The following is a 23,642-nucleotide window of genomic DNA, read 5'->3' on the forward strand; positions in this document are numbered from 1 at the left end:
GGAGCACACGCCCAGCAGGCATCACCGGTCGCGGGAGCCGGACCCGGCCGAGCGCCGACCGCTCGGTGCCCCATGACGCCGATTCCGGCGGCCGAGCTGCCCCACCTGCAGGCCGAACCGGTCCTGCCGCAGGAGACAGCTTCGAAGGCGAGCAGTCCGACCTCCCCCCAAGGGTGACGCCGCCTTCCGCGGAGCACGGCTCAGAGCCGATGGCAGGCTGCTGCTTCTTACCGATGGATGACGCGGCGGCCGCCTTCGGTGGCTGTGCGGTCCGCGGCCGGTAGCGTCGGCGGGCATGAGGATTCTGGTCACCGGCGGCGCCGGGTTCATCGGTTCGGCGGTCGTGCGGGCGCTGGTGGCGGCCGGTCACGAGGTCCGCGTCCTGGACGCGCTGCTGCCCGCCGTTCACCCTTCCGGGGTGATGCCCGTGCTGCCGGACGGCGTGGAACTGCGGCGCGGGGACGTGCGGGACGCGGCGGCGGTCGGGCAGGTGCTGGCCGGGGTGGACGCGGTCTGCCACCAGGCCGCGATGGTGGGCCTGGGGCTGGATCTCGACGACGCGCCCGCCTACGCGGGCTGCAACGACCTGGGCACCGCCGTGCTGCTTGCCGCGATGGCGCGGTCCGGGGTACGGAACCTCGTGCTCGCCGGGTCGATGGTGGTCTACGGCGAGGGCCGGTACCGGTGCCCGGTGCACGGAGACGTCTCGCCCGGTCCGCGCCGCCCGGACGAGCTGGACGGCGGCCGGTTCGAGCCGCCGTGCCCGCGGTGCGGCGCACCACTGCACCCCGAGCTGGTGACGGAGGACGCTCCGACCGATCCGCGCAACGTGTACGCGGCCACCAAGCTGGCCCAGGAGCACCTGGCGAGCGCCTGGGCCCGAGCCTGCGGGGGCCGCGTTCTGACGCTGCGTTACCACAACGTCTACGGGCCGGGGATGCCGCGCGACACACCGTACGCCGGAGTGGCCTCGCTGTTCCGCTCCGCCCTGGCCCGGGGTGAGGCGCCCCGGGTGTTCGAGGACGGCGGCCAGCGGCGGGACTTCGTCCACGTCGAAGACGTCGCCGCCGCCAACCTGGCCGCGCTCACGGCGGTCGGAGATCGGCCGCCGGGCGGCGCCCGGGCCTACAACGTGGGCAGCGGCGAGGTGCACACGATCGGGGAGATGGCCCGGGCGCTGGCCGCCGCTCACGGCGGTCCGGCCCCGGTGGTGACCGGCGAGTACCGGCTCGGCGACGTCCGGCACGTCACCGCGGACTCCTCCCGTCTCCGCGAGGAGCTCGACTGGCGTGCCCGGGTCCCGTTCGCCGAGGGAATGGCGGAGTTCGCGGCGGCGCCACTGCGCGCGTGACCTCAGGTTCGCGCGGCGGGAAGGACGATCTCGAAGCAGCAGCCCCCGGTGACGTTGCGGACCCGGGCGCGCCCGGCGTGCGCCTCGACGATGCCGCGGACGATGGCGAGCCCGAGCCCGGCACCGCTGCCCCCGCCCTCGCTCCGCTGCCGCGGATTCCCCTGGTCGGCCGGCCGGGGCGTGCGGGCGGCACTGCCGCGCCACCCCGTCTCGAACACCCGGGGCAGGTCCTGCTCCGGGATGCCGCCGCAGCCGTCGGTGACCGACAGCACCACCTCGTCGGCCTCCCGGCGAGCGGAGACCGCGACCACGCCGTCCTCCGGGGTCGAGCGGATCGCGTTGACCAGGAGGTTTCCGAGCACCCGGGTGATCTCGCCGCTGTCCACCTCGACGGGTTCGGCGGCGACCTGCCGGCCCTCCAGGCGGACACCACGCTTCCGGGCCAGGGGATGGGCCCCGGCGAGCGCGTCGTCGACGAGGTCGTAGACGGACACCCGGGACAGCGACAGGGCCAATGCCCCCGCCTGGATGCGCGAGAGCTCGAAGAGGTCGTCCACCATCCCGGTCAGCCGCTCGACCTCGGTCCGCATCCGCTGCAGGTACTGCTGCGGATGCTTCGCGACGCCGTCCTCCAGCGCCTCGGCCATGGCGCGCAGCCCTGCCAGCGGGGTGCGCAGGTCGTGCGAGATCCAGGCGATCAGCTCCCGGCGGGAGGCGTCCAGGGCCTGCGCGCGGGCCCTCGACTCGGCCAGTCGGGCGCTGGTGGCGGCGAGTTCCTCGCTGAGCTGGGCCAGTTCCAGGCCGAGCGGGGGCTCCGGCGCGGTGAACCCGGTGTCGCTGCCCACGGTCCGGGCGGCCGCGGTCAGCGCCCTGCCCCCGGCCACGACCTGGCGGCCGAGCAGCGCGGCGGTCGCCAGCGACACCACCGAGGCCATCGCCAGCACCGTGATGACCACTCCGAGGTCGTGCCGGGACAGGAACATCGCCTGGGCGACGGCGAAGGTCCCGGAGGTGACCGCCAGCACGGTGACGGCGGCGACGCAGAACAGCGCCAGCGCGAGCGAGCGCCGGCGCAGCAGCCGGACGGCCGCCCAGCCGAGCAGACCGGCCCCGCCGGCTCCGAGCGCGGCGAACAGGGCGATCAGCAGCAGGTCCTTCACGCCGGGTCACCCTCCCGCACCGCTGCCGGGCCGCGCTGCTGGTCCGCTGCCGGGCCGCCCGCCTGCCCGGCCGCCGGGTCGTAGCGGTAGCCGACGCCCCAGACGGTGGTGATCAGCACCGGCGCGGCCGGGTCGTCCTCGATCTTCTCGCGCAGTCGGCGGACGTGGACGGTGACGGTGGACAGGTCCCCGAAGTCCCAGCCCCACACGCGTTCCATCAGCTCCTGGCGGGAGAACACCGTCTGCGGGTGCCGGAGAAGGAACGCCAGGAGGTCGAACTCCCGTAGGGTGAGCAGTAGTTCACGCCCACCGCGGTGGACACGGCGGGCCTGCGGGTCGAGCGCCATGTCTCCGGAGACCACCGGGCCGCCGACGGGGGACGCCGGAGCGGCGGCCCGGGAGCGGCGCAGCACGGACTGGACCCGCAGGACGAGTTCCCGCGGGCTGAAGGGCTTGGTGACGTAGTCGTCCGCGCCCAGTTCCAGGCCGAGGATGCGGTCGGCCTCGTCGCCCTTGGCCGTGAGCAGGACGACCGGCAGCCCGGCGCCGTCCTCGGAGGCGCGCAACCTGCGCAGGATCTCCAGGCCGTCGATGCCGGGGAGCATGAGGTCCAGGACCAGCAGGTCCGGGCGATGGGCTCGGGCCAGGGCAAGGCCCCTGTCGCCGTCGGCAGCGCGGTCGACCCGGTGGCCCGCCCGGGTGAGGTAGCCGGCGACGACCTCGGCCACGGTCGGGTCGTCGTCGATCACCAGAATGCGGCCGGGGCACGGCGGTCCTGGGGTGGCGGGGCTCTCGTTCACCCCGCCGAGGATACGAGCCCCGGCGAGCGCCGAGCGGCACGCCGGGTCCGACGTCCGGGTTCCGTAAGATCCGCCGAACGGGCCAGCGGTGCCCGGACGTCGCACTTCCGTAAGGGCGCGGTTCGGCTTCGACGGGCCCGACCGCGGTTAGCGTGGCCGACGTGATCCCTCCCCTTGTCGCTGATGTCGTCCTGCCCTGCCTCGATGAGGCCGAGGCGCTCCCCTGGGTGCTCGGACGCGTGCCCGCCGGTTGGCGGGCGATCGTCGTGGACAACGGCTCGCGGGACGGCTCCGCGGAACTGGCCCGCTCCCTGGGCGCAACCGTCGTCACGGAGAACCGGCGCGGTTTCGGTGCCGCCTGTCATGCCGGACTCCTCGCCGCGACCGCCGAGCTGGTCTGCTTCATGGACTGCGACGGCTCGCTCGACCCGGCCCAACTGCCGCGGGTCGCCGCGCCGGTCGCGGCGGGCGCGGCGGACCTCGTACTCGGTCGGCGCCGCCCCTGGGAGGCACGCGCGTGGCCGGCGCACGCTCGGCTCGCCAACGCCCTTCTGGCCCGCCGCCTGCGCGCCCGGACCGGCGCGCCGCTGCACGACCTGGGGCCGATGCGCGCCGTGCACCGGGAGCGGCTGCTCGCGCTCGGACTGGGAGACCGCCGTTCCGGCTATCCGCTGGAGATGGTGCTCGCCGCCTCGGCGGCCGGGCTGCGGATCGCCGAGACCGCCGTCGACTACCTGCCCCGCACCGGCCGCTCCAAGGTGACCGGGACGCTGCGCGGCACCCGGCAGGCCGTACGGGACATGCGGGCCGTCCTGGCCGCACCGCCGCCCACCCTGCTGGTCATCGCGAAGTCTCCGGTGCCCGGGCGGGTGAAGACCCGCCTCACCCCGCCCTGCACCCCCGAGCAGGCGGCGACACTGGCGGGAGCCGCGATCGCGGACACCCTCGCCACCCTGAGCCGGATGCCCGCCGGGCGGCGGCTGCTGGTGCTGGACGGCGAACCGGGTGGGTGGCTGCCACCGGGATGGGAGGTGGTGCCGCAGTGCGCGGGCGGGCTCGACGAACGCCTGGCCGCCGCCTTCGCGCACGCCGGCCGGGTGGCCCCGCGGGTACCCGCTCTGCTGGTCGGCATGGACACCCCGCAGCTGGACGCGGCGGCGCTGGCCGAGCCGCTGTCGGCCGCCCGCCGCCCGGGCGTGGACGCCTGGTTCGGGCCCGCGACCGATGGCGGGTTCTGGGCCCTCGGGCTGGCGCGCCCCACCGGGCGACTCGCCCGGCGGCTCCTGCTGGGCGTACCGATGTCCACGCCCGGCACCGGGCGTGCCCTGCTCGACCGCCTCGTCGCCGACGGGCTGACGGTCCACCACCTCGACCGGGCCACCGACGTGGACACCATCCTCGACGCGCGCCGGGTCGCCGCCGAGGCACCGCAGACCGCGTTCGCCGCGTGCCTGCGCTCGATCGACGCCGCACCGGGGACGGCCGGATGACCGCCCAGGCCACCGCGTGGGTGGACGATCCGTTCGCCGAGGCCGTCCGCGCCGGGCACGGCCCGCTGTGGCTGCGCCAGGAGGACGGGGCGCGCGTCCCCCTCGATGTCGAACGCTGGTGCGCGCCCGCCGCCGCGAGTGACCACGGCCTGCTGCGGCGCTGCCTGCGGGTGAACGCGCCGGTGGTGGACCTGGGCTGTGGGCCCGGCCGCCTGGTCGCCGCTCTGCTGGCCCTCGGCGTCCCGGCGCTCGGTGTCGACATCACCGGCGCCGCCGTGGCGCGCACCCGGCACCTCGGCGGTCCGGCGCTCTGCCGATCGGTGTTCGACCGCCTGCCCGCCGAGGGCCGCTGGGGCGCCGCGCTGCTCGCCGACGGCAACCTCGGCATCGGCGGCGACCCCGATGCCCTGCTCCGCCGGGGCGCCGAACTCATCGCACCGAACGGGCTGTTGCTGGTGGAGGTGGAGCCGGAGGAGGTGGACGAACGCGCCGTCGTCCGGGTGGAAGGCCCGGACGGCCGCTTGGGCCCGCCGTTTCCCTGGGCCCGTCTCGGCGCGGACGCCACCCTGCGACGGGCCCGCACCACGGGCCTCGTCGGGGCGGAGCGCTGGACCTCGCACGGCCGCCACTTCCTCGCGCTGCGCAAGGGGTGAACCGCGCCGCGCAAAGGGTGAGCGCCCCTGGACGCGGCGGAGGACGGGCGGCGCGGTCCAGGGGCGCCGGCGCGGTGCCGCTCGCCTACCGCTCGGCGTCGGTGGCCCGCCACTGCGGGTGCTCGCGCTCGGCCCAGTGCCGCTCGACCAGGCCGGTTCGCATCCCGAGCCGTGACTCCCGGTCCCGCCAGGCCATCCGGACGTGCCCGGCGACCACGACGGCGATGGCTGCGGCCAGCCAGTCGTGCACGAAGGTCGCGCCGGTGCGCCAGGAGGGCGGGGCCAGGTGGGTGAGCCACATCAGCAGTCCGGTGCCGACGATCACCAGCATCGAGCCGAGCGTCCACTGCGCGTACAGCTTCTGCCCGGCGTTGAACTTCCCGGCCGGCCGGTGCCCGGCCCGGGCGCGCACGGCCCGCAGCCACTGCCAGTCCGCCGGGGTGAAGCGGCTGAGCCGGGCGGCGTCCGCCCGCACCGCCCGGGAGACGAGGCCGAGCAGCAGCGGCACCGGCAGCGCCAGGCCGCACCACACGTGCACGGTGACCACCAGCGGCCGGTTGCCGACCAGTTCGGCCAGCGGCGCGAGGTAGAGGCAGCCGGCCGTGGCCAGGCAGACGCCCATCAGCGCGGCCGTGGTGCGGTGCACCCAGCGCTCGGCGCGGGTGAAGCGCAGGACCAGCTCAGCTCGTCGGCGCATCGTCCCGCCCGTTCGACCGGCCGACCCAGGCGTCGACGTCATAACCGTTGCCCTCCCAGTACCCGGGCTGCACCGCGTCGGTGACCGTGATGCCCGACAGCCACTTCGCGGACTTGTAGAAGTACATCGGCGCGACGTACAGCCGCACCGGCCCGCCGTGGTCGTGCGCGATCGGCTTGTCCTGCATGCGCAGCGCGACCAGCACGTCGTCCCGCCGGGCCTGCTCCAGGGTGAGGCTCTCGGTGTACGCCCCGTCGAAGCAGTCGAAGCGCACGGCCTTGGCGCCCGGCTTGACCCCGGCGGCGTCGAGCAGGTGGGCCAGCGGCACCCCCTCGAAGGGGGTGTCCGGCACCCGCCAGCCGGTGACGCACTGGACGTCCCTGACCAGCCGCCGCTGCGGCATGGCCTGGAGGTCGGCCAGCCGGTGGGTGGCGGGGCGCTCCACCAGGCCGCCCACGGTGAGGGTGTAGTCCGTCGCGTCCCGCTCGGGGACGGAGGTCACCACCGAGTAGTACCGGAAGCCGTTGTTGCCCGGCAGCAGCCCGCTCAGGCCGCTCGGGTCCCGCTCCGCCAACGACGACTCGGCCCGCTGCAGGTACGGGCCCGCCGCGACGCCCACGGCGCCCAGCCCGAGCAGCCCGAGCACCACCCGGCGGCCCACGGGCGTGCCCTTGGGATGTTCCGCTTTTCTGTCCACGGCCCCGATTCGACCAGGTCGGCCCGGGCCTCGGCCAGTGACGGCGGTGTTCCGTCAGGGTTTCGTCATCTCCGGCGCAGCGCCGCGCGCCGTGCGGACCGGCGCGGCGCTCACGAGCCTGCGCAGCGCCGGCACCACCAGGACGCAGACCAGGGCGAGCGCGTAGGCGGTGCGCTGCGCCTGCGGCCCGCCCACCAGGTAGAGCGCCTGTCCGGCCGCCGGGACCGCCAGCCACTCCCACCGCCCGTCGAGCGCCACCAGGGCCACCACCAGCAGTCCGTACCAGGGGTAGCTCGGCGCGACGAGCAGCAGGGCGCTCCCCGTCACCAGGAGCGCGCCGCGCCACGGACGGTGGGGATCACCGCGCCGCAGCACCCACAGCACCACGGCGCCCAGCGCCAGGGCGGCCGCCCACGCGGCCCACCGGTCCGGCACCACCACCCGCAGCAACCCGAACCGGTCGAGGTGCCCCTGCTCGTACCCCTCCTCCCGCAGGTACCCGGGCAGGTAGCCCAGGACGCCGGCACCGGAGACGGCGACGTACGGCAGGTAGGCCAGCACGAACGTCCCGAGGGCCACCGCCGGCACCAGCAGGTCGCCCTTCGTCGGCCGCCGGGCCAGCAGCCCGGACACCGCACCGGGCAGGGCGAGCGCCGGCAGCAGCTTGGTCGCGGCCGCCGCCCCGAGCAGGGCGCCCCCGGCACCGGCCCGGCGGCGGGCCGCACAGCCCAACCCGGCCACCATGAGGAGCGCGCCGAGGGTATCCACGTGCGCGTCGTTGACCGCCCACACCGTCACGCCCGGACACCACCCCCACAGCGCCGCGCGCCGACTGCCCCGCCCGACCGCCAGCAGCACACCGGTGGTGAGGACCGCCAGCAGCGCACCGGCGGCCTGCACGCCGCGCACCCCGCCACCGAAGGGGTGCACGGCGAGGAACCAGGCCTCCGCGACCGGCGGGTAGACGGTGTGCACGGCCGGCCGGTTGATGCGGGTGCAGTCCCCGGCCGCCGTCCGCCGCTCGTCCCAGGTCGCACAGCCGTCCCCCACCGGGAACAGGCCCGCGTCGCGCAGCCGGACCAGCGCCGGGTCGTCCGGGGTGTACGCGTACGGGGAGAGCCCGGCCGCCTGGACCCGCCCGTCCCACACGTACCGGTAGGCGTCGTCGCTGGTACGCGGCGGCGCCAGCAGCCCGGCCGCGGCGACCAGGACACTCCCCGTCAGCACCAGCGGCACCACGTGGCGGCGGCTCACCTTCCGCAGCAGGAGCAGCGCGAGGACGAAGAGCGCGGCGTCGAGCGTGTACCAGTCGTGGAGCGGCGACCGGTCGGCGAGCGTCCCGCCGCCGGTCACGGTCAGCGCGAGGGCCGCCGCGAGGGCGGCGACCGCGAGGGCGCAGGTCAGGGAAGCACGGGTGGGCACGCGCCCACCCTGCCACCGGTACCTGCCCGCCGTCGGCACCGGCGGGGCCGCCGTTCGGAATCCGTAAGCACCGCGCGGTGGTGGCGTCACCGGTCCGGAGCGGTCAGTCGCCGGGGACGCCGGGAAGGCCGGTCGTGAGGCCGTCCAGGGCGCGCGAGCAGACGCACGCGCGCTCGGTGGGCAGCGTCCCGATGGCTTTGAACAGCACCGTGCGCAGCCGGTCGACGCTCCCCGCGAAGACCTTGAGCACCTCGGCCTGGGTGACGCCCTCGCCGGCCTCCACACCGGCGTCGTGGTCGGTCACGAGTGCCACCGAGGTGTAGCAGAGCCCGAGTTCACGCGCCAGCACCGCCTCGGGGTGCCCGGTCATGCCGACCACCGACCAGCCGTTGGCGGTGAACCAGCGGGACTCGGCCCGGGTGGAGAAGCGCGGGCCCTCGATCACCACGAGCGTTCCGCCGTCGACGGGTTCCCAGGCCGCCCCGCGCGCCGCCTCCAGCGTGGCCTGCCGCCCGGCCGGGCAGTACGGGTCGGCCATCGACACGTGCACCACCTCGGGCACCGAACCGTCCGGCAGCGGCAGCCCGTCGTAGAAGGTCTGCACCCGCCCCGAGGTCCGGTCCACGAACTGGTCCGGCACCAGCAGCGTGCCGGGCCCGTACTCCGCCCGCAGCCCGCCCACCGCGCACGGCGCGAGCACCTGCCGCACCCCCAGCGAGCGCAGCGCCCACAGGTTGGCCCGGTAGTCGATCCGGTGCGGCGGCAGCCTGTGGCCGCGCCCGTGCCGGGGCAGGAAGGCGACCCGCCGCCCTGCCGCCTCCCCCACGAACAGCGCGTCGCTGGGCGGCCCGTACGGCGTGTCGACCCGCACCTCGGTCACCTCGTCCAGCAGCGCGTACAGCCCCGAACCGCCGATCACACCCACCTCGGCCCGCGGCTCCTCCTGATGCACCGTCACCTCTACCACCTCTCAGAGCAGGAACGTACCGGCCACTGTAGGAGCCGGCCACGGCGGACTCCGTGAACCACAGCCTTACGATTCGCGGACGCCGTGCACGCGCGGAGGGCCGCCTCGGCGGCCGGCGTCCGGTCAGCGGTGTTCCAGGCCGCCGCAGTGCTTACGCTGCTTCAGTGGGGAGCTACGGCGGGTGCCGCTCACCGCGGCTCGCGTCGCCCGGTTCGATGGGCGGCGCGCAGCCTGAGCGCCAGGCCGACGGCTGCCGCGCCGAACAGGACCCCGGTGATCGCGAGCCATCGGCCGAGGTAGACGTCCGCCGACAGCCCGGTGGCTCCCGGGTAGGGCTCGGACAGATCGAGAATGAGCGGGAACCAGACGAGCAGCAGGAGACCGGAGAGGAAGGCCGGTACCCGGAGATAGCCGATCCACTCCACCGCGGCAGCCCGTTCCCGGCGGTGGCGGAGCACGGCCCGGGCCGAGAGGTCGGCGAGCGAGTACAGCGGCAGCAGGATCAGGTCGTGGGCGACGGCCGCGCCGACGAACCAGATCGCCACGGCGAGAGGCCGGTCGGCCACGAGTCGCTCGACGGCGTACCCGGTCAGCGCGAGGGACGCGACGAGAACGAGCAGGTGCATCGGGCCGGCGCCGTACCAGCGGGTGAGGCGGGCAGGTCGGGCCATGGTCACGTCCTGAAGGTGAGTCGGCGGACCCATTTGGTGTTGTTCACACCGGGGTTGGCGGGAACGATGATCCGGGCGGGATAGCCGTGGTCGAGGGAGAGGTCGGCTCCGTTGACCCTGAGGGCGAGGAGAGAGCGGAGGTCGCGGATCTGATTGTCGCGCAGCACCACGGAGCTGTAGGGCCCGGGCGGTTGGACCGACTCCACCAGCACGCTCGACGCCTCGGGCAGACCGGCCATGGCGGCGAGGTCGGCGAGCCGGAGCCCGCTCCAGTGCTGGTCCGCGGTGGACCAGCCCTCCACGCAGGCGATCGGCAGCCAGGCCGACCGCTGCGACATCGCCAGCAGTTGCTCACGGGAGAGCGACTGCGCCGGCCCGGCGCCGTACAGCTCCAGCCGCCAGCGCGGACCGACCATCGCCGGCGAGACGCCGACGGAGGCGGCCGTCTTGTTGATCTGGAAGCCGTTCGGGCCCTCCCCCGGTTCGCGGTTGTGGGGTGCCAGCAGTGCGGTGGTCCGGAGCCGGCCGCCGACGCTCTGCCCCACGGTGACCGCGAACAGGACCAGGGACCCTGCGCCCACCAGCGCGAGTGCGCCGCGCCGGGCGATCGTCGGGGCGTCGGGGGCGACCGCCACCAGGCCGTCGGCGTCGGGCGGCTCGGGCCTGGTGTCGGCGAGACCGGTGCGCAACTCCCCCAGCAGCGAACGCGACTTCAGGGCGCGGACCGTCGTCGCCAGCTTGAGGGCCACGTGGACGGCGAACGCCGCGACGAACACCCACGCGCCGTAGAAGTGGAGGGCGTAGAAGGACCCCGGGAAGACGTAGTGGAGCTGGATGTTGAGGATCCCGGTCACGAATTCGAAGACGACTCCGCCGACCAGCATCAGCAGCGACAGCCGCTCCAGCGCGTGGGCGGCGCTGCGCACGGGCGGCCACTCGAAGAGCTTCGGGAACACCGACCACAGCTTGGCCAGCACCACCGGCACCAGGGTCACGCCGAGCGTCACGTGCACGCCCTGGGTGAGCCGGTACAGCCAGGACGGGTGGGTGGGCCAGTCGAAGAGGTAGAAGCCCAGCACGCCCTTGTCCGGGGTCTGGTCGTTGAGCAGGCCGAGGTCCGGGTTGTACGCGGCGTAGGACAGGGCTCCGGTCACGAAGAGGACCGGGAGCCCGACGAGCAGCACCAGCCCGAACACCGACGTCAGCCAGGGCCCCCGGATCGGACTGCGCCAGAACCCCGGGCGGAACGGTCCGGGCGGTGCGGGCGCCTGCCCGAGCCCGCGGGCGAACGCCGGCAGTCGCGCACCCACCGCGGCACGGGACCGTTCAACGGCCCGGACCGCGCCGCGCCAGGTGCTGCCGCCGGCCCGGGTGATGCGCCGCAGCGGATCGGCGGCTCGCCACCACCGCCTTCGTCCACCCGATCCACCACCACGCCGAGCCCCGACCACCCGCCACCTCCGCCCGGACCCACCGTGGAAGCGCGGTTCACCGGTCCCCTTCCGCACGGAAGGGCCGGCGATCACCGGCTCTTCCGTGCCACCACGGTCAGAACCGGTCGACCAGCGCCCGCCGGACAGCGAACCACCAGCGGCGCACCCGTTTCGGTGAAGCCGGACCCGACCGACGAGAACATCACCCGGACGGACGCGCCTCGGGCCACGGACGCCTGGGAAGCTGGTCCTCGGTGTGAACGAGGTGCATCTGCAAGGGCGCACCTCCACATCGCCTTCCTCCACCCCTACCCGGACCGCAACGCCCGCCCGGCACTGCCGGTCCTCGCCCACGCCCGGGAAGCGGGCACCTGGGCCGTCGTACGGGCTGAGAGAAAAAGCCGAGGTCAAGTGGCATGGCATGATTCCGGGGTGGCTTCTGCGACCGTCTCCGAGTACATACCGCCTGCTGCACGTGCTGTCCTCGTCGACCTGTTGGCCGGTGCGCGGGCAGGTCGGGGCGGGGCAGCGGTCGTACGTGGTGAGGCGGGCATCGGCAAGACGACGTTGCTGCGCCGTGTCACTGACGGATTGTCGGGTGTGCGGCTGCTGTGGGTGAACGGGGCGGAGTTCGAGGCTGACTTCGCGTACGCCGCCGTGCACCAGTTGACCCGCCCACTGCACGAGCGGATCGGGCGGTTGCCCGCCGCGCAGCGGAACGCGCTGGCGGTGGCGCTGGGGCTGGACGAGGGAGGCACGCCGAGTCGTTTCGCCGTCGGTTCGGCCCTGTTGGGGCTGCTGTCGGATGCTGCCCGGGAGCAGTCCGTGGTGTGCGTGGTGGACGATGCGCAGTGGCTGGATCGGGCGTCGGCGCAGGTACTGGCTTTCGTGGCGCGGCGAGTGGCGGACGAGTCGGTGGCGTTCGTGTTCGGGGTGCGTGACACGTACGTCATCCCGGAGTTGGAGGGGCTGCCGGTGCTGACGCTGCCCCGGTTGTCCGATCAGGTGGCGCGTCGGCTGCTGGCGTCCAGTCTGCTCGGCCCCGTGGACGACCAGGTGCGGGAGCGGATCCTGGCCGAGGCGCGCGGTAACCCGCTGGCGTTGCTGGAGTTGCCGCGCCGGCTCGGGCCCGCCGTGCTGGCGGGCGGTTTCGGGCTGCCGACGCCGGTCTCCCCGGCCAGCCGGATCGAGCAGAGTTATCAGCAGCAGGTGTCCCGGCTCTCCGAGGACGCCCGGGTTCTGCTGCTGGTGGCGGCCGCCGAACCGCTGGGTGACCCTGGCCTGTTGTGGCGGGCGGCCGATCTGCTGGGGGTGGGGCCGCAGGCGGGGCCGGAGGCCGAGGCGAGCGAGTTGATCGAGTTGGGCGGGCAGTCGAGATTCCGGCATCCGTTGGTGCGCTCGGCGGTGTACACGGCGGCTTCCCCGGCGGAGCGCCGCCGGGTGCACGGGGCGCTCGCACAGGTCACCGATCCGCTGACGGCGCCCGATCGGCGTTCGTGGCACCGGGCGCAGTCGCTGTCCCGGCCGGATGAGGAGGTGGCGGCCGATCTGCTGCGCTGCGCGGAGCGGGCGCGGCGCCGGGGCGGGGCCGCTGCCGAGGCGGCGTTCCTGGAGCAGGCCGCGGGGCTGTCGGCCGATCCGCGGCTGCGGGCCGAACGCAGTCTCGCCGCCGCGCGGGCTGCGATGGAGGCCGGCTCGTTCGAGAGCGCGCTGACGCTGGTCGAGGCGGCCGAGGGCGGCCCGATCGACGCCGCCGGACGGGTGCAGGCCGAACTTCTGCGCGGCCGTGCGGCGTTCTTCGGCGACGGTGCGGCGGACGCGGTCGGCCACCTGGTGGCGGCGGCCGACCTCGATCCCGGCCGGGCGCGGACGCACCTGCTGGACGCCCTTCAGGCGGGTCTGGTGGTGGGCAGGTCCTCCCCTGCGGCGCGAGACGCCCTGGCGGCGGCCCGGCGGGCGCCCGCACCGGCCGGTGAACGCTCGACCGCGGACGAGTTGCTGGACGCCCTCGTCGGCTACCTCGACGGCGACCTCGCGGTGGTGCCGGTGCTGCTCGGGATGCTGTCCGACGTGGCCGACCCGTTGTGGGCGGGCCGGCTGTCGCTGGCCGCCTTGCTCGCCGTCGAGTTGTGGGACGTCGCCTTGGAGGACCGGCTCGCCGGTCGGGCCGTCGACTCCGCGCGCGCCGGCGGAACGCTGATGGTCCTGCCGGTGGGCTTGTGGATGCAGGCGATGGCCGCCGCGCAGCGCGGTGACCTCCTCGATGCGGCGGCGTTGAACAGCGAAGCCGACGGCATAGCCGAGGTGACCGGCGTCCCGCCGCACTGGTACGGCCGGCTGTTCGCGGCCGCGGTGCGCGGGGTGGACGCTGAGGCGCGGCCCCTGTTCGACCGGGTGCTGGCCGAGTCGCACGCCCGGCGCAAGGGCATGCTGACGGCGACCGTCCACGCGGCGGCGGCGCTGCACGCCAACGGCGTCGCGGACCACCGCGCGGCCCTGGCCTCCGCGCGGCTGGCCGTGGCGGACGGAGACCTGGGAACGTCCAGCCTCGCCCTGCCCGAGCTCGTCGAGGCGGCCGTCCGGTGCGGCGAGCAGGACACCGCCCAGGAGGCGTTCGCACGGCTGTCGCGGCACGCGTCGGCGGCGGGCAGCGACTGGGCGCTGGGCGTGCGCGCGGCGCTCGCCGCCCTGCTGTCGGACGACCCGGCGGAACTCCACGCCGAGGCAGTGGCCCGGTTGGACGCCGCCGGCCTGCGGGTGTGGCGCGGCCGGGCCCTGCTGCACCAGGGCGCGTGGCTGCGCCGGGACGGCCGCCGCGGGCAGGCCCGTGAGGCGCTGCGCACCGCTCATGAGCTGTTCACCGCGATGGGCGCGGAGGGGTTCGCCGAGCGGGCCCGGGTGGAACTGGCCGCCGCCGGGGAGCAGGCTCGGCCGGCCGGGCTCGGCGCGGTGGAGCTGTTGACCGGTCAGGAGCTGAACATCGCGCGCCTGGTGGCGACCGGCGCGACCTCCCGGGAGGTCGCCGATCGGCTGTTCCTGAGCCCGCGCACCATCGACGCCCATCTGCGCAGTGTGTTCCGCAAGCTCGACGTCACTTCGCGCCGCCAACTCGCCGACGTGCTCGGCCGGGACGCCTAGGCCCCGACCCAGGCCCCGGCCGGCTCACTTAGGCAATCGCCTAGGTGACTTTCGCCGATGAGGGCGCGGGGTGGGGCGGACCAGACTCGGGGGCATGAAGAACACGCCCTCGGGCATCGACCGGGCCGCCCCGGTCGTCGCCCGCCGTGAGCTGCCGATCCGGGCCCCGTCCCCTGCCGTCTGGGCGCTGCTGACGTACGTGCCCGGCTGGCCGACCTGGCAGCCGGACATCGCGGTGGCCCGCGCCCTGACTCCGCTGACCCCGGGCGCGGTGTTCCACTGGCGCACCGGCGGCGTGGACGTCACCTCCACCGTGTACGCGGTGGACGCGCCCCGGTCGATTCTCTGGGGTGGCCTCTCGCAGGGCATCACCGCCGTCCACGAGTGGACGTTCACGCCTTCGTCCAGGGCGACCTTCGTCGTCACGGAGGAGTCCTGGGACGGTGCGCCTGTGCAGGCCGACGCCGACGCCGTCACCCGGGCCCTGGACCGGTCGCTCGCGCAGTGGCTGCTGCACCTGAAGTCCGCCGCCGAGCGCGCCGCGCGCTGACGCCGCCGCGCCGTTCCCCTCCCACCGGCTGTTTCCCACGGCCCAGTTCACGGAGTTCCCATGCCCAGTCCGCCGCGCGGCGCCGTCCTTGCGGTGCTGGCCGCCGCCCAGTCCACCGTCATGCTCGCCACCTCGATCGTGAACGTCGCCCTGCCGCAGATCAGGGATGGCGTCGGCCTCTCCGACTCCGCCACCACGTGGGTGGTCAACGCCTACGGCCTGGCGTTCGGGGCGCTGCTGCTGGCCGGTGGGCGGGCCGCCGACCTGCTGGGACGGCGCCGCGTCCTGCTGGCCGGGCTGGGGACCTTCGGGGCCGCCTCCGCCGTCGCCGCGATGGCCACCTCGCCCGGTGTGCTGATCGCCGCACGGGCCGTCCAGGGGGCGGGGGCGGCGGCCGTCGCCCCGGCTGCCCTTGCCCTCGCGGTGGGCCTGTACGCGCCGGGCCCGGCCCGCGGCCGGGCGCTGGCGGTCTGGGGTGCGGTGTCCGGTGCGGGCGGTGCGGCGGGGGTGGTGCTCGGTGGGCTGCTGACCCAGGCGTGGGGCTGGCCGTGGATCTTCCGCACGGTGGCGATCGGCAGCTTCGCGGTGCTGGCGGCGACGGCCGCATGCGTCCCCGCTGCGGGCCGGGCGGAACGGACCAGGTTCGACTGCGCCGGGACCGCCATGAGCGCCCTGGCCCTGACCGCCCTGGTGTGGGGCCTGACCACGGCCCGCCGCTCGGGCTGGACGGACCCCTGGGTACTGGCCGCGTTCGGCGCCGCCGCCGTGCTCGCGGTGGTGTTCTGGCGGGTCGAGCGCACCAGCACCTCCCCTCTGGTGCCGCCGCGGCTGTTCGCCGCCCGCGACGTGACGGTCGGGAACCTGCTGACGGGCCTGTTCGGCTCCGTGTGGATCGCGTTGTTCTTCTTCCTGCCGCTCTACCAGCAGCAGGTCCTCGGCGAGGACCCGCTGACCACCGGGCTCGGACAACTCCCCCTCGCCTTCGCGAACATGCTCGGCGCAGCCCTCGCCCCCGCCCTCGTCCGCCGGACCGGCGGCCGCGCCGCGCTGGTCTCGGCGCTGCTGACCGAGGCGGCCGGGATGCTGTGGCTGTCCCGGATCGACGCGGACGGCGCCTTCCTCACCGATGTGCTCGGCCCGAGCGTCCTGGTCGGACTCGGTCTGAGCGTCGCCTTCGTCCAGCTCACCAGCCTGTCCGTGGCAGGCGTCGACGGACCGGACGCGGGCCTGGCGGGCGGCCTGGTCAACACCACCCGGCAGGTCGGAGGCGCCGTCGGGCTCGCCGTCCTGGCGACCGTCGCCGGATCCGTCACCTCCCGCGCCGGCCGCCACCAGCCGCCCCTGGAGGCGCTGACCGCCGGCTACCGCACCGCCTTCGCCCTGGGCGCCGCCGTCCTGGCCGGCACCGCCCTGCTCGCCGCCCTGTGGGTGCGCCGCACCCCCACCGCTGACCGGCCGCGCCGCACGCCCACCGAGGAGCCCGCCGTCCCCGGCCGCCGCTGACTGCCCGGCACCCCCTCACTTCACCTCCCCACCCGCATCATCCGTTCGCACCGACCGCCGAGAGGAAACACCGTGATCACCATCGACGAGAGCGCACCCGTCATCGTCCGCCTGTCCACCGAGATCAACGCCCCCCTGGAGCACGTCTGGTCCCTGCACACCGGCATCGACAACTGGCCGGTCTGGAACCCCGACATCGACCAGGCCCGCCTGCAGGGCCCGCTCACCGAGGGCACCTCGTTCACCTGGCGCACCCACGGGATGGAGATCACCTCCACCGTCCACGAGCTGGTGCCCGGCGCCCGGATCGTCTGGGGCGGCCCGGCCCACGGCATCGAAGGCGTCCACGTGTGGACCTTCGAACAGAGCGGTGACCGTGTCGTCGTCCGCACCGAGGAGTCCTGGAGCGGCGCGCCCGTCGACGCCGCCACCGACCAGCTCGCCGCCGCCCTGCGCACCTCCCTGGAGGACTGGCTGACCTGCCTCAGGAACCGCGCCGAGAAGCTCTCCTGACCCCGCCACCTTCCGCCTTTTTCACACTGGAGACACGAGGACCACGAGCATGACCGCCAAGCCCTACCTGACCGGCCACTACACCCCCGTCGCCGACGAACTGACCGCCACCGAACTGACCGTCGAAGGTACCCTGCCGCCGGAGCTGACCGGCCGCCTGGTCCGCAACAGCCACAACCCGAAACCGGGCGTCACCCCCGCCCACTGGTTCAAGGGCAGCGGCATGGTGCACGGCATCCGGCTGCGCGAGGGCCGCGCCGAGTGGTACCGCAACCGCTGGGTACGCACCCCCGCGCTGGACGGCGCCCCCTACCTGACCGAGCACGGCCCCGACCTGACCGCCTCCACCGCCGGCACCCACGTCATCGAGCACGCCGGCCGGCTGCTCGCCCTCTGCGAGGCGAACCTCCCCTTCGAACTCACGCCCGACCTGGACACCGTCGGCGCCTACGACTTCGACGGCAAGCTGCGCAGCGCGATGACCGCGCACCCCAAGAGCGACCCGGTCACCGGCGAGCTGCACTTCTTCGGCTCCTCGCCCTTCCCGCCCTACCTGGTGTACTACGTCGCCGATGCCAAGGGGCAGATCACGCACAGCGCGGAGATCCCCGGTGCGAGCGCCGCGCTCAAGCACGACTTCGCGATCACTCGCCACCACGTGGTCTTCGTGGAGGGCACCGTCACCTTCGACCCCACCGAGCACTCCGGCATCCCCTACTCCTGGCAGGACGAGCAGCCGGCCCGGATCGGCGTCATGCCGCGCGGAGCGCAGGGCGCCGCCGCGATCCGATGGTTCCCGATCGAACCCGGCAACATGCTCCACGTCGCCAACGCCTACGAGGACGCCGAGGGCCGCATCGTGCTGGAGGGCCCCACCGTCGACCGCGAGGGCTTCCAGCTCTCCTGGAACTGGTGGGTCGGCGCGCCCGGCCGCGGCAGCGAGCCCAACGCCCGCTCCTACAACCGCCGCTGGGTCCTCGACCCGGCGACCGGCCGGGTCGAGGAGCGGGTGGTCGACGACCTCGCCATCGAGTTCCCCACCCTCAACGAGGACTTCCTCGGCATCGAGAACCGCTACCAGTACGCGATCTCCTTCCCCGACCAGGACGGCTTCGGCGGCTACGGCGTCGTCAAGTACGACCGTGCCACGGGTGAACGGCGCATCCACCAGGCCGGCGACGCCCGGCTGCCCAGCGAAGCGGTGTTCGTCGCCGCGGCCGGCGGGACCCGGGAGGACGACGGCTACCTGCTCACCGTCGTCTCGGACCTCAAGCAGGACGCCTCGCAGCTGCTCGTCCTGGACGCCGCCCGCCTCGACAAGGTCGCCACCGTCCACCTCCCCCGCCGCGTCACCGCCGGAATCCACGGCTCCTGGATTCCCGACAGCACCCTCTGACTCCACCCGAGCCGGATCCCGGGGACGCCCGCCGCCCCCGGGATCCGCCGGACCACTTCAAGGAAAGAGCACTGCCATGCGCGCACCCGCCGCAGCCACTACCACCGCCCTCACCCTCGCACTCCTCCTCACTGCCTCCACCACCGCCGCGTCCGCCCTCACCACCGACCGGACACCCACCGCAGCGGCCGCCCACCGCACCGACGTGCAGATCGACGAACACGCCCCGGTCATCACCCGCGCCGACATCCTCATCCACGCCCCGCTGCACACCGTCTGGAACATCCAGACCGACGTCGAGAACTGGCCCGCCTGGCAGCCCACCGTAGAAACCGTCGTCAAGGACACCCCCGGTCGGCTGCGCCCCGGCTCGAGGTTCCGCTGGAGCACCGAAGGGCTCGACATCACCTCCACCGTCCGGCAGGTCGATCACGGCAGGCGCCTCGCGTGGGGCGGCCCGGCCCAGGGCATCACCGCCGTCCACGTCTGGACCTTCACCCCCACCCGCGAGGGCGTCCTCGTCCACACCGAGGAGTCCTGGACCGGGGAACCCGTCACCGCGAACCAAGCCGCCCTGCAGGCGGCCCTGGACAACTCCCTGCACAACTGGGTCACCAACCTCAAGCACGAAGCAGAATCCCGTAGTTGATCACAAGGCCGGGGCCGGGCGGCCCCGTGCTGCTGAGCAGACGTCCTGGCCCCGGCCCGTGGGACTGGTGTTCCCACGCAGACCGTGGCCGACCCGCTGCCCGACCCGCCGGGCTGTCCAAGATCAATTCGACGACGCTGCCTGGGCACGGCCACTCAACCCGCCGTGGCGGCGGCGAAGTCTCGGATGAGCGCCCAGATGTCGGCGGGCTGCTCCTCCTGGGCGAAATGCCCGGCGTCGGCGACCACCGCCGTGGTCAGGTTCCTGACCCCCGCGTCGCGGAAGCCTTGGGCGTAGGCGTGGATGTCGCCGCCTTCGCAGTCGCCGCGCACGTACAACAGCGGCGTCTCTACGGAGTCGGCAGCGGCGAACGCGGCGTTGTCCCGGGCGTCTTGACTGAAGGCCCGGTACAGGTCGAATCCCGCGGTGAGCGCCTCCTCACTGCCGTAGGCGGCGGCGTGGGCCGATCGCGACTCGGCGGTAATCCGACGGGGATCGGCCGACAGTACGTCGTAGAAGTAGTCGAAGTACGCCGCCTGGCGCCCCTGAACGAGGGTCTCCGGCAGGGCCGGGACGGTGTGCAGGCCGAAGTGCCAGATGTAGGGGTTGCGCAGGACATCGTTCCAAGGATCGACGCCGGGGATGACGGTGTTCATGATGACGACGCGGTCGACGTCGCCGAACTGCCGCAGGTAGGCGTAGGCCGCCATCCCACCGGCATCGTGGCCGATCAGCGTGGCACCGGTGAGGCCGAGTTCTCGCACCAGAGCGTGGATCGTCTGCGCCAGTCGGAGCTTCGATCCGCCACCGACCGCCCCGGTGGATCCGCCGACGCCGGGCAGATCGAGGGCGATGATCCGGGCCTCGTCGCCCTGGGCCGCTTCCATCACACCCAGCCAGGTCCGCCACGACTCCGGCCAGCCGTGCAGGAACAGGAACGGCCGGCCCTCGGGGGCGCCGGACTCCACGAGGTGAAGCGAGAGGTCATCGATCGACACAGTCGAGTGGCGCAGCTCGATAGACATGATTCATGTCTATCAAACGACATGTGGCATGTCTATTGGGTAGGCTGGCGCTCATGCACGGCGACAACGACCGACCGGCCTTCGAGCGCGGCACCGGCTTCCTGCTGGCACGGCTGGGCTCCCTCGCGACGCGCTCCTGGGCGGCCTTTCTCGGCGAGCACCAGCTGACTCAGGGCCAGTACGCCGTGCTGGTCGCCCTCAGCCAGCACGGCGCCGTAGGGCAGCGGCGCCTGGCAGAACTCGTCGCCATGGACGCCCGCAACATCGTGGCCGTCCTCGACCAGCTGGTGGACAGGCGGTTGGTCGAACGCCGCCCTCACGACACCGACCGCCGCCGCCGCATCGTCGTCCTCACCGACGGGGGGAACGCCCTCGTCGGGGCGATCGCCGCCGCGGCGGCGGCCGAGCAGGACCTGTTCCTCCACGCCCTGACCGAGGCCGAGCGCGAGCACCTCAACCTCCTGCTCCAACGGCTCTACGCCGCACACGTCCCGTCCACCGGCCCGGCGTAAGGTCTCGAAGGCGTCAGGAAACGGGGGTGACCGCGGCGTCCAGGGTCCGCCGGACCACCTGGATCCCCTGGTCAACCGTGGCGGTGATGGGCTCCGCCAGGCCGTGCGGCCGGGTGTCAGTGATTCAGACGAAGCGGCTGCGACCTTGCCGCAGGACAGTCGCATGAGCCGAAGGTCCACGTCACCGTCCGCTTGGTGACGTAGATGCCGCAAGGCGGAGGATCCGGTGGGCAGTGCGCCGACGTGCCGACGGCGGGGAAACGCCACGAGGGCCTGTGCCCGCACAAGCGTGCGGGCACAGGCCCTCGTGGTCACCTCGGTGGTCCCTGTCCGGCCCCGAGGCGCGGGGGGAGGAGACGATGTGGTCGGCTCAGTACCAGTGGTGGTTCTGCCAGAACGCCCAGGCGGCGTTGGGGCTGCCGTAGCGGGTGTTCATGTAGTCCAGCGTCCACTTGATCTGGGTGGCCGGGTTGGTCTTCCAGTCCGCGCCGGCGGAGGCCATCTTGGAGGCCGGCAGCGCCTGGCCCAGCCCGTAGGAGCCCGAGCTCGGGTTGGTCGCGGTCACGTTCCAGCCGGATTCGTGCGAGACGACCTGGCTGAACGAGGCCAGCTGGTCCGCCGGGACGATCTGGGCGGCGATGGCCTGCGGGGAGGCGTCCGCGGCCGAGGCCATGGTGGGGACCACGGCGGCACCCAGGGCGGTCACACCGGCGGCGCCGGCAAGAATCGCGGCAGAGGTACGCATACGGAGCTTGAAAGCGGGCATGTAGAGCAAGACCTCAATCGGGTTGGGCCGGGTCGCGTCCCGTCCTGGACCGTGGCCGGACAGGGGCCATGACGGTCACGGGGCGTGACTCGGCGGTAAGCCGTTCACCGGCGGGACAGGAGCCGGTGTGGCTGACGACGAATGCCAAGTTGCCAGACCGGATCGGCGCTCGCCAAGACCCCCTTCTTACGATCCGCAGTCGTAGCCGGAGCGAGCCGGCACCGATCCGGGAGACGGGCCGCCCCGAGCCGGCCGATCCCCGCCGACCCTTCCGACCTGCGTCAACGCGCTTGAGTCCCTCGTCAAACGGTCTCAAAGTGGATTAAAACGGACATCACTATCCGCCGTCGTGCACCCCATTCCCCTGTGAGCGCACTCACGGGACAGGCCCCGGCCACATCACCGACCGACCCACCGCTATCACGCTGAGTCAAGAGCACTGACCGCCCCTTGAGACCCCCACCACACCCGGCCGACGGGGAACGCCCCGAGGGCAGCCGGCCGCGAACTGCAAGAACGGTCGCGCCGTGCGATCCCAGTCAGCCCTTGCTTACCCGGCGCGGATCCGCAGCCACCGCTGCTCGCGCAGCACCGGCCAGTACTCGGGGTCCCGCCGGTATTCCTCCAGGATTGAACGCTAGGTTGGGCGGCCGAGCTGGCCGACCGCTGCGATCACGCCGCCCCTGAACAAGCCTGTGCATGAAAGCATCCTGATACCCACCGGGCCCAGGGCCACGGCCGGCACACGTGCATCTCTCGTCTGCTGCGTGGCCACTCGCTCCGGGACGTACGTCGGCGGCCTCACGCGGCACCGCGCGCGGGAACCGGCTGCGGCTAAATGAATGAGTCCAAGGGCTCGTAGCCAAAGGCCACCAGCAAGCGGTGACACATGTCGCTGCCATCGCTTGCCCAACGCGTGCAAGGCGTGCCCGTCGTCCTGGCGGTCAGCGGAAGCCGCGTGATGCGTGCTTCAGCAACTCGGGAGACGTCTCGGTCGGGGGCCCAGCTGGGGAATAGCCTTGAGTCTCCAGTGACTGGAGACAGCAGAGTGGGGGACATGGACGTTACGACCCTCTACTCGATCGGGGAGCTTTCCCGGAGGACCGGCTTGCCCGTGAGGACGATCCGGTTCTACTCCGATTCGGGGGTGGTAGCGCCGACCACCCGAAGTCCCGCCGGCTATCGGCTCTACGACCTCGACGCACTGCTTCGTCTGGAACTCCTCCGCACTCTGCGCGAGCTGGGCGTGGACCTGGCCACGATTCAACGGGTACTGGACCGCGAGCTCTCGGTGGCGGAAGTCGCCGCGGCGCACGCCGATGCCATGGACGTCCAGATCCGGATGCTGCAACTGCGTCGGAGCGTTTTGCGAGTCGTGGCCGGACGCGGGTCCAATCCCGAGGAGACCAAGCTCGTGCACAGGCTCACGCAGTTGTCCGGCGAGGAACGCCGACGTTTGATCGACGATTTCCTGGACCGCACCTTCGGCACAGTGGATGCCGAACCGGCCATGGTGGCCATGGTTCGCGCTGCCACTCCCGACCTCCCCGATGATCCGTCCAGCGAGCAGGTCGCCGCGTGGGTGGAACTCGCCGAGCTGGTCGGCGACGAGGACTTCCGGGCCCGGATCCGCCGGACGGCCATGTACCAGGCCGCCGGGCGCAAGCTCGACATCGAAAGCGAGGCCGGCAAGGAACTGATGGAGTTCACCCGTCAGAAGGTGGCCGAGGCCCTGGAGTCGGGCATCGACCCGCTCAGCGACAGGGTTGCCCCCCTCATCGACGACCTCGTACACCGCTTCGCCGAGATGTTCGCACGCACCCCTGACACGGAATTCCGGCACTGGATGGCCCAGCAGTTCGAAGAGGCGCACGATCCCCGGGTGGACCGGTACTGGCGGCTGGTGTGGATCGTCAACGGCTGGCAGGTAGTACCGAACCTGATCCCGGTGTACTCCTGGCTCATCCAGGCACTGCGAAATGACCGCGACGCATAGTCACCGCAGTGGAGACCACTCCAGAGCCCTGAACGAGTCCAAGGGATTGCCTGCGGACATGAAGCGAGGGCGCCAAATGATCCGTTTGTGACGACAGACCTGGACACCCTCGCAACGGCGCTTTGTGCCAACGTCGATGACGCTTTGAAGGCTTCGCCGAACCTGGCGCCGTGGCGCCCCGCGATCGGGATCGCACCTGAACTCGTCCGCCAGAGGCGAGGAGCGCAGGACGTGGTGGTAGCCGGCAACCTCG

Annotated in this window: 21 protein-coding genes and 2 pseudogenes; 13 read left to right on the forward strand and 10 right to left on the reverse strand. The window is 73.3% G+C overall.

What is annotated here, in order from left to right; translation table 11 throughout:
• The first annotated feature begins 295 nt into the window (after positions 1–295).
• Positions 296–1,351 carry an NAD-dependent epimerase/dehydratase family protein gene (locus ACZ6Z8_RS31435; RefSeq protein WP_465613434.1) on the forward strand — a complete coding sequence of 352 codons (1,056 nt, stop codon included), beginning with the start codon at positions 296–298 and terminating at the stop codon, positions 1,349–1,351.
• 2 nt (positions 1,352–1,353) lie between these two features.
• On the opposite strand, the gene ACZ6Z8_RS31440 is transcribed toward ACZ6Z8_RS31435, so the two are convergent.
• Entirely contained in the window at positions 1,354–2,511 is a 1,158-nt protein-coding gene (locus tag ACZ6Z8_RS31440) for a sensor histidine kinase (RefSeq protein ID WP_465613435.1), read from the reverse strand.
• A complete protein-coding gene (locus tag ACZ6Z8_RS31445) occupies positions 2,508–3,311 on the reverse strand; it encodes a response regulator transcription factor (protein WP_465613436.1) in 804 nt (267 codons plus the stop codon). The genes ACZ6Z8_RS31440 and ACZ6Z8_RS31445 overlap by 4 nt, the downstream gene beginning before the upstream one ends.
• A 152-nt stretch (positions 3,312–3,463) precedes the next feature.
• Between ACZ6Z8_RS31445 and ACZ6Z8_RS31450 the strand changes: the two are divergent.
• The 3 genes and pseudogenes from ACZ6Z8_RS31450 to ACZ6Z8_RS31460 all read left to right on the forward strand — a co-directional run.
• Positions 3,464–4,174 (forward strand): annotated as a pseudogene (locus tag ACZ6Z8_RS31450) (glycosyltransferase family 2 protein); the annotation flags it as partial.
• Positions 4,175–4,273: 99 nt separating this feature from the next.
• Positions 4,274–4,801, forward strand: a complete 528-nt coding sequence (locus tag ACZ6Z8_RS31455) for a TIGR04282 family arsenosugar biosynthesis glycosyltransferase (protein ID WP_465613483.1) — start codon at positions 4,274–4,276, stop codon at positions 4,799–4,801.
• Positions 4,798–5,454 (forward strand): class I SAM-dependent methyltransferase, encoded by a 657-nt coding sequence (locus tag ACZ6Z8_RS31460; RefSeq protein ID WP_465613437.1) that lies wholly within the window; start codon positions 4,798–4,800, stop codon positions 5,452–5,454. Before ACZ6Z8_RS31455 ends, ACZ6Z8_RS31460 begins: the two co-directional genes overlap by 4 nt.
• An 85-nt stretch (positions 5,455–5,539) precedes the next feature.
• Here the strand turns inward: ACZ6Z8_RS31460 and ACZ6Z8_RS31465 are convergent, their stop codons facing one another.
• The 6 genes from ACZ6Z8_RS31465 to ACZ6Z8_RS31490 form a co-directional block, all read right to left on the reverse strand.
• Positions 5,540–6,151: a cytochrome b/b6 domain-containing protein gene (locus ACZ6Z8_RS31465; RefSeq protein ID WP_465613438.1), complete on the reverse strand. Its 612-nt coding sequence runs from the start codon at positions 6,149–6,151 to the stop codon at positions 5,540–5,542.
• Positions 6,135–6,848: a molybdopterin-dependent oxidoreductase gene (locus ACZ6Z8_RS31470; protein ID WP_465613439.1), complete on the reverse strand. Its 714-nt coding sequence runs from the start codon at positions 6,846–6,848 to the stop codon at positions 6,135–6,137. The genes ACZ6Z8_RS31465 and ACZ6Z8_RS31470 overlap by 17 nt, the downstream gene beginning before the upstream one ends.
• A gap of 54 nt (positions 6,849–6,902) precedes the next feature.
• Complete coding sequence (locus tag ACZ6Z8_RS31475; RefSeq protein ID WP_465613440.1) at positions 6,903–8,270, reverse strand: glycosyltransferase 87 family protein; 1,368 nt, start codon at positions 8,268–8,270, stop codon at positions 6,903–6,905.
• A 103-nt stretch (positions 8,271–8,373) separates the two neighbouring features.
• The gene (locus ACZ6Z8_RS31480) at positions 8,374–9,222 is read right to left on the reverse strand and encodes an S-methyl-5'-thioadenosine phosphorylase (RefSeq protein ID WP_465613484.1); all 849 of its coding nucleotides are present in this window, start codon (positions 9,220–9,222) and stop codon (positions 8,374–8,376) included.
• A 203-nt stretch (positions 9,223–9,425) separates the two neighbouring features.
• A complete protein-coding gene (locus ACZ6Z8_RS31485) occupies positions 9,426–9,908 on the reverse strand; it encodes a hypothetical protein (protein ID WP_465613441.1) in 483 nt (160 codons plus the stop codon).
• 2 nt (positions 9,909–9,910) lie between these two features.
• Positions 9,911–11,218: a molybdopterin-dependent oxidoreductase gene (locus ACZ6Z8_RS31490; RefSeq protein WP_465613442.1), complete on the reverse strand. Its 1,308-nt coding sequence runs from the start codon at positions 11,216–11,218 to the stop codon at positions 9,911–9,913.
• Positions 11,219–11,773: 555 nt separating this feature from the next.
• Between ACZ6Z8_RS31490 and ACZ6Z8_RS31495 the strand changes: the two genes are divergently transcribed.
• The 6 genes from ACZ6Z8_RS31495 to ACZ6Z8_RS31520 all read left to right on the forward strand — a co-directional run bounded on the left by ACZ6Z8_RS31495 (position 11,774) and on the right by ACZ6Z8_RS31520 (position 19,090).
• Entirely contained in the window at positions 11,774–14,479 is a 2,706-nt protein-coding gene (locus ACZ6Z8_RS31495) for an AAA family ATPase (RefSeq protein ID WP_465613443.1), read from the forward strand.
• Between the two features lie 94 nt (positions 14,480–14,573).
• Entirely contained in the window at positions 14,574–15,029 is a 456-nt protein-coding gene (locus tag ACZ6Z8_RS31500; RefSeq protein WP_465613444.1) for an SRPBCC family protein, read from the forward strand.
• Positions 15,030–15,089: 60 nt separating this feature from the next.
• Positions 15,090–16,532, forward strand: a complete 1,443-nt coding sequence (locus ACZ6Z8_RS31505) for an MFS transporter (protein WP_465613445.1) — start codon at positions 15,090–15,092, stop codon at positions 16,530–16,532.
• Between the two features lie 72 nt (positions 16,533–16,604).
• Complete coding sequence (locus ACZ6Z8_RS31510; RefSeq protein ID WP_465613446.1) at positions 16,605–17,045, forward strand: SRPBCC family protein; 441 nt, start codon at positions 16,605–16,607, stop codon at positions 17,043–17,045.
• 49 nt (positions 17,046–17,094) lie between these two features.
• On the forward strand, positions 17,095–18,441 hold the full coding sequence (locus ACZ6Z8_RS31515; protein WP_465613447.1) for a carotenoid oxygenase family protein: 1,347 nt from the start codon (positions 17,095–17,097) through the stop codon (positions 18,439–18,441).
• 76 nt (positions 18,442–18,517) lie between these two features.
• Entirely contained in the window at positions 18,518–19,090 is a 573-nt protein-coding gene (locus ACZ6Z8_RS31520) for an SRPBCC family protein (RefSeq protein WP_465613448.1), read from the forward strand.
• 155 nt (positions 19,091–19,245) lie between these two features.
• On the opposite strand, the gene ACZ6Z8_RS31525 is transcribed toward ACZ6Z8_RS31520, so the two are convergent.
• On the reverse strand, positions 19,246–20,115 hold the full coding sequence (locus ACZ6Z8_RS31525; protein WP_465613449.1) for an alpha/beta fold hydrolase: 870 nt from the start codon (positions 20,113–20,115) through the stop codon (positions 19,246–19,248).
• Positions 20,116–20,168: 53 nt separating this feature from the next.
• On the opposite strand from ACZ6Z8_RS31525, the gene ACZ6Z8_RS31530 reads away from it, so the two are divergent.
• Positions 20,169–20,627, forward strand: coding sequence for a MarR family winged helix-turn-helix transcriptional regulator (locus tag ACZ6Z8_RS31530; protein WP_465613450.1), 459 nt, complete (start codon positions 20,169–20,171; stop codon positions 20,625–20,627).
• A gap of 370 nt (positions 20,628–20,997) precedes the next feature.
• On the opposite strand, the gene ACZ6Z8_RS31535 is transcribed toward ACZ6Z8_RS31530, so the two are convergent.
• On the reverse strand, positions 20,998–21,372 hold the full coding sequence (locus tag ACZ6Z8_RS31535) for an aggregation-promoting factor C-terminal-like domain-containing protein (RefSeq protein ID WP_465613451.1): 375 nt from the start codon (positions 21,370–21,372) through the stop codon (positions 20,998–21,000).
• 1,078 nt (positions 21,373–22,450) lie between these two features.
• Between ACZ6Z8_RS31535 and ACZ6Z8_RS31540 the strand changes: the two genes are divergently transcribed.
• Both ACZ6Z8_RS31540 and ACZ6Z8_RS31545 read left to right on the forward strand, forming a co-directional pair.
• Complete coding sequence (locus ACZ6Z8_RS31540) at positions 22,451–23,389, forward strand: helix-turn-helix domain-containing protein (protein WP_465613452.1); 939 nt, start codon at positions 22,451–22,453, stop codon at positions 23,387–23,389.
• A gap of 87 nt (positions 23,390–23,476) precedes the next feature.
• Positions 23,477–23,593: pseudogene (locus tag ACZ6Z8_RS31545) on the forward strand (IS982 family transposase); the annotation flags it as partial.
• Between the last annotated feature and the right edge of the window lie 49 nt (positions 23,594–23,642).

The sequence above is a fragment of the Kitasatospora sp. NPDC101108 genome, assembly GCF_055584725.1.

Coding starts and splice junctions, on each gene's coding strand:
- ACZ6Z8_RS31435 (WP_465613434.1), top strand. CDS start 296: ATGAGGATTCTGGTCACCGGCGGCGCCGGGTTCATCGGTTCGGCGGTC.
- ACZ6Z8_RS31455 (WP_465613483.1), top strand. CDS start 4,274: ATGCCCGCCGGGCGGCGGCTGCTGGTGCTGGACGGCGAACCGGGTGGG.
- ACZ6Z8_RS31460 (WP_465613437.1), top strand. CDS start 4,798: ATGACCGCCCAGGCCACCGCGTGGGTGGACGATCCGTTCGCCGAGGCC.
- ACZ6Z8_RS31465 (WP_465613438.1), bottom strand. CDS start 6,151: ATGCGCCGACGAGCTGAGCTGGTCCTGCGCTTCACCCGCGCCGAGCGC.
- ACZ6Z8_RS31485 (WP_465613441.1), bottom strand. CDS start 9,908: ATGGCCCGACCTGCCCGCCTCACCCGCTGGTACGGCGCCGGCCCGATG.
- ACZ6Z8_RS31500 (WP_465613444.1), top strand. CDS start 14,574: ATGAAGAACACGCCCTCGGGCATCGACCGGGCCGCCCCGGTCGTCGCC.
- ACZ6Z8_RS31505 (WP_465613445.1), top strand. CDS start 15,090: ATGCCCAGTCCGCCGCGCGGCGCCGTCCTTGCGGTGCTGGCCGCCGCC.
- ACZ6Z8_RS31515 (WP_465613447.1), top strand. CDS start 17,095: ATGACCGCCAAGCCCTACCTGACCGGCCACTACACCCCCGTCGCCGAC.
- ACZ6Z8_RS31520 (WP_465613448.1), top strand. CDS start 18,518: ATGCGCGCACCCGCCGCAGCCACTACCACCGCCCTCACCCTCGCACTC.
- ACZ6Z8_RS31525 (WP_465613449.1), bottom strand. CDS start 20,115: ATGTCTATCGAGCTGCGCCACTCGACTGTGTCGATCGATGACCTCTCG.
- ACZ6Z8_RS31530 (WP_465613450.1), top strand. CDS start 20,169: ATGCACGGCGACAACGACCGACCGGCCTTCGAGCGCGGCACCGGCTTC.
- ACZ6Z8_RS31535 (WP_465613451.1), bottom strand. CDS start 21,372: ATGCGTACCTCTGCCGCGATTCTTGCCGGCGCCGCCGGTGTGACCGCC.
- ACZ6Z8_RS31540 (WP_465613452.1), top strand. CDS start 22,451: ATGGACGTTACGACCCTCTACTCGATCGGGGAGCTTTCCCGGAGGACC.